Source organism: Chryseobacterium sp. JV274 (assembly GCF_903969135.1).
In the GTDB taxonomy this organism is placed as follows: domain Bacteria; phylum Bacteroidota; class Bacteroidia; order Flavobacteriales; family Weeksellaceae; genus Chryseobacterium.
Genome location: NZ_LR824569.1, coordinates 2,839,619 through 2,851,758 on the forward strand (window position 1 = coordinate 2,839,619; position 12,140 = coordinate 2,851,758).

The 12,140-nt window shown below is 37.1% G+C and carries 10 protein-coding genes and 1 tRNA gene; 6 read left to right on the plus strand and 5 right to left on the minus strand.

What is annotated here, in order from left to right; all coding sequences use genetic code 11:
• Positions 1-105 precede the first annotated feature (105 nt).
• The 4 genes from CHRYMOREF3P_RS13105 to CHRYMOREF3P_RS13120 all read right to left on the minus strand — a co-directional run bounded on the left by CHRYMOREF3P_RS13105 (position 106) and on the right by CHRYMOREF3P_RS13120 (position 6,433).
• A complete protein-coding gene (locus CHRYMOREF3P_RS13105) occupies positions 106-1,839 on the minus strand; it encodes a thiamine pyrophosphate-dependent enzyme (RefSeq protein ID WP_180564806.1) in 1,734 nt (577 codons plus the stop codon).
• 230 nt (positions 1,840-2,069) lie between these two features.
• Positions 2,070-3,272: a diaminopimelate decarboxylase gene (gene lysA, locus CHRYMOREF3P_RS13110; RefSeq protein ID WP_175627301.1), complete on the minus strand. Its 1,203-nt coding sequence runs from the start codon at positions 3,270-3,272 to the stop codon at positions 2,070-2,072.
• Positions 3,273-3,532: 260 nt separating this feature from the next.
• Positions 3,533-4,756 (minus strand): PolC-type DNA polymerase III, encoded by a 1,224-nt coding sequence (locus tag CHRYMOREF3P_RS13115; protein WP_077419409.1) that lies wholly within the window; start codon positions 4,754-4,756, stop codon positions 3,533-3,535.
• A gap of 150 nt (positions 4,757-4,906) precedes the next feature.
• The gene (locus tag CHRYMOREF3P_RS13120; RefSeq protein ID WP_180564807.1) at positions 4,907-6,433 is read right to left on the minus strand and encodes a helicase HerA-like domain-containing protein; all 1,527 of its coding nucleotides are present in this window, start codon (positions 6,431-6,433) and stop codon (positions 4,907-4,909) included.
• Positions 6,434-6,775: 342 nt separating this feature from the next.
• Here CHRYMOREF3P_RS13120 and CHRYMOREF3P_RS13125 point away from each other — a divergent pair, with 342 nt between their 5' ends.
• Genes CHRYMOREF3P_RS13125 through CHRYMOREF3P_RS13135 form a run of 3 tightly spaced genes read left to right on the plus strand, consistent with a single transcriptional unit; the run spans position 6,776 to position 8,880 of the window.
• Complete coding sequence (locus tag CHRYMOREF3P_RS13125) at positions 6,776-8,185, plus strand: MBL fold metallo-hydrolase (RefSeq protein WP_077419407.1); 1,410 nt, start codon at positions 6,776-6,778, stop codon at positions 8,183-8,185.
• A gap of 4 nt (positions 8,186-8,189) precedes the next feature.
• Positions 8,190-8,567 carry a rhodanese-like domain-containing protein gene (locus CHRYMOREF3P_RS13130; RefSeq protein ID WP_180564808.1) on the plus strand — a complete coding sequence of 126 codons (378 nt, stop codon included), beginning with the start codon at positions 8,190-8,192 and terminating at the stop codon, positions 8,565-8,567.
• A 13-nt stretch (positions 8,568-8,580) separates the two neighbouring features.
• Positions 8,581-8,880: a thioredoxin family protein gene (locus tag CHRYMOREF3P_RS13135; RefSeq protein ID WP_077419405.1), complete on the plus strand. Its 300-nt coding sequence runs from the start codon at positions 8,581-8,583 to the stop codon at positions 8,878-8,880.
• Between the two features lie 54 nt (positions 8,881-8,934).
• Here CHRYMOREF3P_RS13135 and CHRYMOREF3P_RS13140 read toward each other — a convergent pair whose 3' ends face one another.
• Positions 8,935-9,687: a nitrilase-related carbon-nitrogen hydrolase gene (locus CHRYMOREF3P_RS13140; RefSeq protein WP_077419404.1), complete on the minus strand. Its 753-nt coding sequence runs from the start codon at positions 9,685-9,687 to the stop codon at positions 8,935-8,937.
• Positions 9,688-9,922: 235 nt separating this feature from the next.
• On the opposite strand from CHRYMOREF3P_RS13140, the gene CHRYMOREF3P_RS13145 reads away from it, so the two are divergent.
• The 3 genes from CHRYMOREF3P_RS13145 to CHRYMOREF3P_RS13155 all read left to right on the plus strand — a co-directional run bounded on the left by CHRYMOREF3P_RS13145 (position 9,923) and on the right by CHRYMOREF3P_RS13155 (position 12,114).
• The gene (locus tag CHRYMOREF3P_RS13145; protein WP_047377248.1) at positions 9,923-10,363 is read left to right on the plus strand and encodes a DUF6646 family protein; all 441 of its coding nucleotides are present in this window, start codon (positions 9,923-9,925) and stop codon (positions 10,361-10,363) included.
• Between the two features lie 106 nt (positions 10,364-10,469).
• Positions 10,470-11,960, plus strand: coding sequence for an RIP metalloprotease RseP (gene rseP, locus CHRYMOREF3P_RS13150; protein ID WP_180564809.1), 1,491 nt, complete (start codon positions 10,470-10,472; stop codon positions 11,958-11,960).
• Between the two features lie 80 nt (positions 11,961-12,040).
• Positions 12,041-12,114 (plus strand) — tRNA-Asn (locus CHRYMOREF3P_RS13155).
• Positions 12,115-12,140 lie beyond the last annotated feature (26 nt).

Here is a 12,140-nt window from a genome sequence, read left to right on the forward strand (position 1 = left end):
ATAAGCAAAGGTAAATATTTAGCTTATTTATAAAAAAGAAAAACTTCACGCAAAGCATGAAGTTTAAAATACGAATATGGTAAATACAAGATTTACTTTGAAGCCTTACAAGAGACCTTTAATGTGTTTATAATTGCTTTTCACTGTTTCAAAAACCTCATCCATTTTACCTCCAAGCATCAATTGAGCCATAGATTTGGTCATTCCCATAATCTGATCAAATTCAATTTTAGGAGGAAGAGCCAATGCATTGGGATTGGTAAAGATGTTCAGAAGATAAGGCCCGTTGTGATCTAAACATTCTTTGATCGCGCTTTCCACTTCCTCGGGAAGGTGTACATTTTTCCCTGGATATCCCATTGCATGAGCTACCATGGCAAAGTCCGGATTAATCATATCGGTTTCATTATCGGGCATTCCGCCGACTTCCATTTCCAGTTTTACCATTCCAAGGGTCCTGTTATTGAACACGATTAGTTTTACGGGTAGTTTATACTGAAAAATAGTCGCCATATCTCCTAATAGCATCGATAGGCCTCCATCTCCACACATTGCTATAACTTGCTTTTCCGGATGGGCTAAAGCTGCTCCGATTGCCATTGGCATTGCATTAGCCATTGATCCATGATTAAATGAGCCAAGCATTTTTCTTTCTCCCGTTCCTGTAATAAACCGGGCGCCCCAAACACAGCACATTCCGGTGTCTACGGTAAAAATAGCATCTTTTTTGGCCAGTTTATCTAAGGTATGTGCCACATATTCCGGCTGGATAGCATTCTCTTTTCCAAAATCTTTTACATATTCTAACTGACCTTCTTTTACTTTTTCATAAAATGCCAGTTGCTCATTCAGAAAGTGAACATCTGTTTTTTCTTCTAATAAAGGGAGTAATGCTTTTATTGTTTCTTTGATATCTCCTGCAAGACCTAATTCCAGTTTTGCCCTTCTTCCCAATCTTTCCGGACTTTCATCTATCTGTACAATTTTATTTTTTACCGGCATAAACTTCTGGTAAGGAAAATCAGTCCCCAAAAGAAGAACCAGATCTGCTTCGTGCATTGCATGATATGCTGATGGAAATCCCAACAGCCCGGTAAGTCCCACTTCATTAGGATTATTAGGCTGAATTGCCATTTTTCCCCGGAATGAATATCCTACAGGCGCTTTTAATAGTTTAGACAATTCTATAACTTCCGCACTTGCTTCACCCGCTCCAACTCCGCAGTACAATGTTACTTTTTTGCTATTATTTACCAATGCTGCCAGCTGTTTCAATTCATCATCAGAAGGTCTTACAACAGGATTGGTTTTAAAGATTTGAGTAGAAGTAGATCCTTCTTCTGCATCCAGCTCAGAAACATCTCCCGGAAGGCCTATTACGGCAACTCCTTTTTTGGAAATAGCATGCTGAATAGCCGTCTGCACAGTTCTCTGCACCTGCTCCGGACGGGTAATCATCTGATTATAGTAACTGCAGTCATCAAACAGTTTTATTGTATTGGTTTCCTGAAAGTAATCCATTCCCATCTCATCACTGGGAATCGTAGAGGCAATAACCAGCATAGGAACATGAGAGCGGTGTGCTTCATACACTCCATTGATAAGATGAACATGTCCCGGGCCGCAACTCCCTGCACATACTGCCAGGCCATCCAGTTCGGCTTCTGCAGCAGCTGCATAAGCTCCCACTTCTTCGTGCCGCACATGAATCCACTGGATACTGCTTTTTTTAACAGCAACATTCAGATGGTTGAGACTGTCGCCAGTTACTGCATAAATTCTTTTCACATTGGCATTTTCGAGCATTTCAACAATCTGCTCTGCTATGTTTTTGGCCATAATTATTCTATTTTGGTGGTTGTTTTTGGTGAAAAATAGTATTTAACAGGGATAATAATGCCCCTATCTCTATCAAATTTAGCTAATAAAATTGGAACTTTCATCCGATTTCAATGTTAAAAACTTGTAATTTAATTTTGAATTTTCTTTCTACTTACCCCTCAAACAAATTGATTAAAAAACAAAACAGCCACCCAAAAAGGTGGCTGTTTATATCGTATCACTTAAGTTTACATTACTATTTCAATCTGATTTCTCAACAGATCTTCAAATTCATCTCTTTTACGGATCAAATGTGCTTTTCCGTCTAAGAATAGTACTTCTGCAGGTTTTAATCTTGAATTGAAGTTTGAACTCATTTCAAAACCATAAGCTCCAGCATTGTGGAAAGCAAGAATATCTCCTTCTCTCACTTCGTTCAGTTTTCTGTCCCAGGCAAAAGTATCGGTTTCACAAATGTTTCCTACTACCGTATAAATTCTTTCAGCACCTTTTGGATTGGATAAGTTCTCGATCATGTGGTAAGAATCATAGAACATTGGACGAATCAGGTGATTGAATCCGGAATTCACACCCACAAAAACAGTAGCCGTTGTCTGCTTGATCACATTAGCTTTCACCAATAAATACCCGCTTTTACCAACCAAGAATTTTCCAGGTTCAAACCATAATTCGAATTTTTTTCCTGTAGATTTTGAAAACTCAGAAATTACTTTTTCTACTTTTTTACCTAATGTTCTCACATCAGTTTCTTCTTCACTATCCTGATAAGGAATTTTGAAACCACTTCCCATATCCAGATATTTCAGGTTCGGGAAATGTTCAGAAAGTTCCAACATAATCTCCAGAGCCTGCAGGAATACATCAGGATCTTTGATCTCACTTCCTGTATGCATGTGAAGACCTTCCACATTCAGGTTTGTACTTTTCATCACTCTTTCAATGTGACGAACCTGGTGGATAGAAATACCGAATTTACTGTCGATATGCCCCGTTGAAATTTTGTAGTTTCCTCCGGCAAAAATATGCGGATTGATTCTTACCAAAATAGGATATGAATTTCCATATTTATTACCGAACTGCTCAAGAATAGAAATGTTATCAATATTTATATGAACTCCGAAAGTCATTGCTTCTTCTATTTCAGCAAGATCAACACAGTTGGGAGTAAACAAAATCTTTTCTTTTGAAAATCCTGCCTTTAACCCAAGTTTTACTTCATTAATGGATACACAATCCAAAGAAGCTCCCAGATTCTTGACATACTTAAGGATATTGATGTTTGTCAACGCCTTCGCTGCATAGAAGAACTTTGTATGTTTTAAAAAAGAAGATGTAAGTTTTTCGTATTGAACTTTGATGGATTCCGCATCATAAACATACACCGGGGTGCCAAACTCATTGGCAATCTTTAATAATTCTTTTGAATTCATAATTTCATTTTAACATAAAAAAAGGCAGATTCTTATAAAAAGAGCCTGCCGCATTGATTATTTTTTATGCAAGACAACTCTTTTAAATATTCCAAACCTTAGAGAACCTTACAGCTCCCTTTTTTCCAGTTTTAATTTGTTTAAAATTTTGCATTGCTTCCATTTATTTTTTGCAAAAATACTATTTATTTTTTATTTTTCGAAAATTGATTTTAAAAGCACCTTCTTTCAGATCAACTTATAAAGTGTTAATTCCTATATCATTTCGGTAAAGGCAGTGTTTCAAAATCGCTGCGAAGGAGTGCCAGCTGCAGTTCATTATTCAGATCTGTGGAAGATAACGGCAGGTCAATTTTTAATTTAGCCAGCTTACTTAAAGTCTGAATTTGGGTAAACAGTTCATAGAAACCAAATGAAACCACTTTCCCGTTTTCTATAATTAAAAATAATTTTTCCCCCAGTTTTCTTCCTGGTCCCAGCCAAAGTTCATTTCTTTTTCTGAATTCAATTTTCTGTTTCAATACTGAAAAATCTTTAAAATCTTCCTGAGAACCAATAAACTGAACCGCTTTTGTTCCTTGCGTAAATGATCTGAATTTTAAAACCGGTTTTTCGGTTTTATTGAGTGTATTTTTCTCAACTATATATTTATTGTTCCTGAAATACAATCCGAAAGGCAGTACTTCTTTCTTTTTAATATTTTTGGAGTTCAGGATCAGCTTAGCAATAATGTCTGTTCCGGTAAGCTCAAAATTAATCTGCTCAACATCTTTCTGAATCTGTTCCCATTTTTTTGATTTCGAATTGAAAACTTTTTTTGAAAACTTGTTGATATCCTGAACATAATCTGAGAACATAATCCGTCCCGCTTCATCCTGAAAATAGACAAAGCCTTTATCGTTGGGAAGATCCTGAGTAAGCTCTTTGATCTTGTTGATATAGGTTTTTGCATTAGACTCATCATGTTGTTTCTGAATGATCTCATTTTCAGTATCTTTTGAAATCAGAAGTTTGAAAAGTTCTAATGTAGCTCTTGCATCACCTTCAGCCCTGTGATGATTGGTCAAAGGAATTCCCAGAGATTTCACCAGTTTTCCCAGTGAATAACTTACCTCATCAGGAATCAGTTTCTTAGCCAACGGAATTGTATCTAAAGTATTGGTTTTGAAGTCATATCCAAGCCTTTTGAATGACTGACGAAGCATTCTGTAATCAAAATCAATATTATGACCTACCAGGGTTGTATTTTGAGTTATTTCGATAACCCTCTTGGCAATTTCATGAAATTTCGGAGCAGTTTTGACCATTTTTGGGGTAATACTGGTCAGTTTCTGTACAAAAGGGGTAATATCTCCTTCAGGGTTTACCAGAGAAATAAACTGGTCAGTAATTTTCTGACCATCATATCTGTAGATGGCGATATCGATAATGCATTCATTTCTATAACCTGCACCATTACTTTCTATATCTATAATTGAATACATTGAATGTGTGTTAACTGCTGTTTTGTCATTTATATTTAAAACCAAAGCTTATTCCCCGATAAAATCTGGTTCTATTTTTTACTGTTATGTAAAGATAACCTGCTAAAATAACAAAAAATATAGCAAAATATAGCAGGTTATCCTTCAAAATTATCTTCTTCTGCCTCCCAGACCAAACATTCCGAGAATAGCTTTTGCTCCTTCTCTCATTAATGTAGAAGTAAAAGTACGGCCGGCTTTACTCTGCAATACCTGTTCAAACATTCCTGGTTCTTCTTTTACCGGTTTTGTCTTTTGAGTAGGCGCTGGATTTTGTGCTGCCTGTTCCATTCTGTTGGTTAGCATTTCATAAGCTGACTCTCTGTCAATAGGCTGTTCATATTTTGCAACAAGTGCTGATTTTGAAGTCAGATCAGAGATTTCCGCTTCACTCAAAACATCCATCCTTGATTCCGGAGAGATCAGATAAGTGTGTACTAATGGTGTAGGTATTCCTTTTTCATCAAGAGCCGTGACAAATGCTTCTCCAATTCCCAAATTCTGGATCAGGCTGGAAGCATTGTAATATTCTGTGGTAGGGTAATTTTCAACGGCCTTGGAAATTTCTTTTTTATCTTTTGCTGTAAAACCTCTTAATGCATGCTGAATCTTTAATCCTAATTGAGAAAGTACATTTTCAGGGACATCACCAGGAATCTGAGTAATAAAATAGATCCCTACTCCTTTGGAACGGATCAGTTTTACCATTGTTTCAATTTGTGAAAGAAGTGCTTTGGAAGCTTCATCAAAAATCAGGTGTGCTTCATCTATAAATAACACCAGCTTTGGTTTGCCACTATCTCCTTCTTCAGGAAACGTCATATAAATTTCTGCAAAAAGCGAAAGCATAAACGTAGAAAAAAGCTGTGGTTTATTCTGAATATCTGATACTCTTAAAATATTGACCACTCCTTTTCCGTCCCTTGTTTCCAGTAAATCATGAACATCAAAGCTTAATTCACCGAAGAATCCTGCCGCTCCCTGTTGTTCCAACGCGACAATAGATCTTAAAATTGTTCCAAGAGATGCTGATGCAATGGACCCGTAATTCGCTGCAAGCTCGGCTTTTCCTTGCGCATTATCCGTCACATACTGCAGTACTTTCTTCAAATCATTAAGATCAATCAACGGAAGCCCTTTATCATCACAGTATTTGAAGACAATCGACATGATGCTTTGCTGTGTATCGTTAAGTTCAAGGATTTTGCTGAGTAAAACGGGCCCGAATTCTGTAACGGTAGCTCTCAACTTCACGCCTTCACCACCGGAAATACTCATCAATTCTACCGGAAAACTCTGTGGATTGTAAGGAAGCTGTGTTTTAGCATATCTTTCTTCAATAACAGGATTCATTTGGCCTGCTTCTGCAATCCCGGAGAAATCTCCTTTAATATCAAGAACCAAAGAGGGAATTCCTGCATGAGAAAGCTGTTCTGCAAATACCTGTAATGTTTTTGTCTTACCAGTTCCCGTAGCTCCGGCGATAAGACCATGACGGTTAATCGTTTTCAGGGGAATGGTTACATTTACTTCTGTGACCACTTCACCATCCAGCATTCCTTTTCCCAATATAATATGTTCTCCTTTTGGAGTGTATCTCGTGTTTAGTTCTTCAATAAATTGTGTTTTGTCTGCCATCTGATCGCTTTTTTAACTTATAAATATAAAATTTTTGGAGAATATGTAAAGATATTTTCCAATGAACTTATCTTTATTTCTTTGAAAAATAAATTTGTATCTGCATAAACAAATTTTAAACCACATGTATTAACCTGCGAACAATATATGATTTCTAAAGAGAACATGATAAAAAACAGCATTTGCAAATTCACAGGTTGTAAGGCATTCTTTTTGCTGAAAAAGACAATGTATTAAACATCCGTTTAACAAAGTATTGAAAGAAACTATCAATGGGATTTAACATTTCATTTAGAATTTATCTAATACTTTGTATCTTTAACTCATTAAAAAAAGACCCCAATGAAAATTGAACAAATATATACGGGCTGTCTGGCTCAGGGTGCCTATTATATTGTATCAGAGAATGAAGCAGTCATTATAGATCCTTTAAGAGAAGTAAAACCTTACCTGGATCGTCTGGAAAAAGATAATGTCACTTTAAAATATATTTTTGAAACTCACTTCCATGCAGATTTTGTATCAGGCCATTTGGATTTAAGCAAGAAAACAAGTGCTCCGATTGTATATGGACCTACTGCTGCTCCTGAATTTGAAGCAATTATTGCCGAAGACAATCAGATTTTTGAGATCGGAAAAGTAAAAATAAAGGTAATGCACACTCCCGGACACACCATGGAAAGCAGCACTTATCTTTTAATAGATGAAAACGGTATTGAAACTGCAATTTTTACAGGTGACACCTTATTTTTAGGAGATGTCGGAAGACCAGATCTTGCACAGAAAGCAACCAATCTTACCCAGGAAGACCTTGCGGGAATTCTATACGACAGTCTTCAGAACAAAATTATGCCTTTGGATGACAGCATTACCGTTTATCCTGCTCACGGGGCAGGTTCTGCCTGCGGAAAAAACATGCAGAAGGAAACGGTAGATATTTTAGGAAACCAAAAGAAGACGAATTATGCGCTTAATCAACCCGATAAAGCCTCTTTCATCAGAGAGGTTCTTGATGGTTTAACAGCACCACCAAAATATTTCGGAATGAATGTCGCATTAAACAAAGGTGGATATGAAAGTCTGGATGTTGTAATGAACAAAGGATTACAACCTGTAGCGCCGGAAGATTTTGAGGCACTGGCTGAAGAAACCGGAGCATTAATTTTAGATACAAGAGGAGCGGCGGACTTCCATAAAGGATTTGTTCCTAACTCTATCAATATAGGATTGAAAGGTGATTTCGCCCCATGGGTAGGAAATCTTATCGTGGATGTAAAGCATCCTCTATTACTGGTAGCAGATGAAGGAACCGAGGAAGAAGTAATTACCAGACTAAGCAGAGTAGGTTTTGATAATGTAGTAGGTTATCTGGAAGGAAGTTTTGAAGGCTGGAAAAATGCAGGTAAGGAAACTGATGAGATCAAAAGAATTACCCCATCTGAGTTTGCTGAACAGTTTACAGAAGATGCAAAAGTAATTGATGTAAGAAAACTGACTGAATATTCTGCAGAGCATATTGACAACGCTTATAACAGGCCACTGGATACGATCAGTGACTGGGCCCGCACTATGGATGATTCGGAACATTTCTTTCTTCACTGTGCAGGCGGATACAGAAGTATGATCGCAGCAAGCATCCTTAACTCACACGGAATCAGAAACTTTACCGAAATAGAAGGAGGTTTTAACGGCATCAAAAAGACGGAAAAATTCCCGACTACAGATTTTGTATGCCAATCTAAAACGTCATAAGATCATGAAGATACAGTTTTTTGGGCTTGCTTTAGCAATGGCTTTTACGCTAAGTGCCTGTAAAACATCTCATACCGCTTTCACACCCAAAGCTAACATCAAAGAAGTAGTCAATAGCTCTGATGTAACATTGGTGGATGTCAGAATTCCGGAACAGTATGCTGCAGGAACAGCAAAAAATGCTGTCAACATACCATTAGCAGAGCTTCAAAGCAATATAGAAACCTTGAAAGGTAAAAAAGTTGTTGTGTTCTGTAATAAAGGAGTTCAGGCAGATCAGGCTATGGAAATTCTGAAGAAAAACGGAGTGGAAGCCTATGATGGTACAAGCTGGAAGAATGTAAAAGCAATCCAGGACGAAACAAACAAAAAAGTAAACTAATAAAACCAAAACTATGTCACAAAAATTTCAGGAAATCATTGATTCCGAAAGGCCTGTACTGATCGATTTTTTCGCAACATGGTGTCAGCCTTGTAAAGTACAGTCTTCAGTATTAAATACGGTAAAGGAGAATGTTGGCGAAGAAGCAAGAATCATCAAGGTAGATGTAGACCAATATCCTGCATTAGCAGCTCAATATGGAGTGCGCGGAGTTCCTACTCTTGCCATTTTCAAAAAAGGAGAACTATTATGGAAAGAAAGTGGTGTACATGATGTGAATACACTCACTAATCTTCTCCAGCAATATGCTTAGATAAGGACCAAAATAAAGGCTGAAATTCAAATGAATTTCAGCCTTTATTTTTTATTACAATTGAATAGAGAAACTATCCCGGTCATTTAAAAACTGAAAATGGGTTCTGAAATCTTTCAATTCATCTATATTTAGTTCTGCGGACACAAGATTCCCTTGTTTTTCAGAAATTTCTTTTCCGTCTGCAAAGAAGCAGTGAGAACTTTCCTGATAAAACAAATTGTTTCCATCAGTTCCAATTCTGTTTAAGCCAAATACAAAAGATAAATTTTCAATAGCCCGGGCTTTTAGCAAATGTTCCCATGCTCCTACTCTTTTCTCGGGCCAGTTGGCCACATATAAAATAGCATCGTAGTCATCATTGTTTCTGGCAAAAACAGGAAAACGAAGGTCATAACATACTTGAAGCAGAAATCGTATTCCCTGATACACAACAACTACCCGCTCTTTTCCAGGTGTATATACTTTATCTTCTCCTGAAAAAGAGAACAGATGCCGTTTATCATAAAAAGAAACTTCACCACCCGGCCGTACGAAATACATTCTGTTGTAAAAGTTTCCGTTGTGTTCTACCGGAGCACTTCCACAGAATGCTGCATTTTTATCTTTTGAAAGTTTCTTCAAAAATTCCAGTGATTCATTATTTCTGTCCGAAACTTCAGAAGCGTCCATACAGAAGCCAGTAGAAAACATTTCGGGTAGAAGAAACAGATCCGCTTCCACATTATGAAGCTCATTTTCTATGAGTTTAAAATTCTCAGCTTTATTTTTCCAGATGATATCTAAATTAAGCCCTACAACTTTCATCTTTTATTCTTTTTAAATTATTTCAAATCTGAAGTATAAAAATACGCCTTTTATCATTACAAAAAGAAAACTCTCAGGAGAATTCAACTGCAGAAAAACAGTGTCTCCTTCTCCAATATCAAACAATATTTCATAATAATTTATTAAAGTCTTTCATTTTTATAATACGGATTCTCTTTCGGTTTCATTTTTGATAGAGATATTTTTTATTACTATCCTTAAAAATTTAAAATTTATGAAGAAATTGTTTTTTATGGTGACGATTTTCTTTTTTGGGGCCATGGCTAATGCTCAGGCCTGGACGGGAAAAGGGGATCAGAAAGTACAACTGGGGCTGAGTGCCTGGGGATATGGAACCGGAGTAACGGGAACCTACGACTATGGGCTCAATAAACTTATTTCAGTAGGAGCCGGAATCAACGGCTATTTTGACAATTATAAAAACAACGATAAGGATAATCGTGTTTTTGTTTTCGGGAGACTGAACTTTCATTTACAGGAAGCACTGAACCTTCCCTCAAAATGGGATATCTACCCTGGTGTAGACCTTGGAGTTCTCGGAAGAGACTTCGGAGTTGGCGCTCACATTGGAGCCCGTTATTTCTTCACAGAGAAAATAGGGGTATTTGCAGAAGTAGGTAATAATGGCAGTCTGGGTGTTTCTTTCAATTTATAATCAAATCGTCTTTAAATATGACAAAGCTTCTCGTTTCGGGGAGCTTTTTTATTTGGCATAGTTTTGATAATTGTTACCTTTGCAAATTAAAATCTAAAATTTATTAATGGAAATAGCAATCAAACTTTTTCAGTTCATTCTGAGCATCTCTATACTTGTGCTTCTTCATGAGCTTGGGCATTTTTTACCGGCAATATGGTTCAAGACCAGAGCAGAGAAGTTTTTCCTGTTTTTTGATCCTTACTTCTCCATATTCTCCATGAAGAAAATCAACGGGAAATGGCAGTATAAGTTTTTATCAAAGAACCTGCCGGATTCTGAAGTAATAGAGGTAAACGGAAAGAAGGAAGAAGTTCCTATCGATATATCAAAACTACCGGACAATGACTGGAGAAAACATCCTGAACAAACCAAATACGGAATTGGATGGCTTCCTTTCGGAGGGTATGTAAAAATTGCAGGAATGGTGGATGAAAGTATGGATACTGCCCAAATGAAAAAGCCGGCAGAACCATGGGAATTCAGATCGAAACCGGCTTGGCAGAGACTTATTATTATGCTGGGTGGAGTTACGGTTAACTTTTTCCTTGCATGGTTGATCTATAGCTCTTTATCATTCTTCAACGGAGAAACCTATACAGATATCACGAAATTCGACAATGGTATTGAAGCGACTTCAGCAGGAAAGAAAATGGGATTCCAGAATGGTGACAAAATCATCAGCGTAGATGGAAAACCTGCAGAGAGACTTGAAAATACATCAATCAATATTCTTTTAGGAGACAATGTTACCGTAAACAGAAACGGCCAGGAAGTTACTTTCCCGGTAAATGCTGACGGTGTTGCAGATGTTCTTAAGCAGAGAGAAGCAAAATTGTATATCACTCCAAGAGTTTCTATGGTCATTGATTCATTGGCAACTCCTTCTTCTCAGGCATCAGGTCTTGCGAAAGGAGATAAAATTGTAGGAATCAACGGTAAAAAAGCGGCATTCTTTGATGAAGTAAGCACTCTTCTAAGTGAAAATAAAGGTAAGACGATTACTGTAGATGTTGAAAGAAATGGGGCTTTGCAGACATTACCAGCAGTTTCTGTTGATAAAAACGGAAAACTAGGGGTAGCAATTGATACAAAAAACATCGCAAAAGCTGTTGTAACAAATAAAAAATACTCTTTTGGGGAGGCTATTCCAAGAGGATTTACCAGAACTATTGAAGCATTAACTACCCAGGTTAAGCAGTTCAAAATCATGTTCAACTCTAAAGTTCAGGGGTATAAAAATGTAGGAGGTCCTATTGCGATTGTAAAGAATATGCCTGTAGATAAAGATGCAGACGGAAACTTTAAGATCAACTGGGTTGCTTTCTGGAGCTTTACAGCAATGTTCTCCGTATGGTTGGCATTCCTGAATCTTATTCCTATTCCGGGACTTGATGGCGGACACGTTTTATTTACTTTATATGAAATTATTGTAGGAAAACCGGTTCCACAGAAGGTTTTGGAAAACGCACAAATGATTGGAGTTATCTTCCTGTTAGGATTGATGTTACTGATCTTCGGAAGCGACATCTTCAAGGTGTTTACAGGGAAATTATAATTTTTTTAGAAATTTTTATAAAAATATTTGTAAGGTATAAATATTCGTCCTATATTTGCACCACTTAAAACAAAGGACATTCCTCCTTAGCTCAGTTGGTTAGAGCATCTGACTGTTAATCAGAGGGTCGCTGGTTCGAGCCCAGCAGGAGGAGCAAAAAGACTTACAGAAATGTAAGTC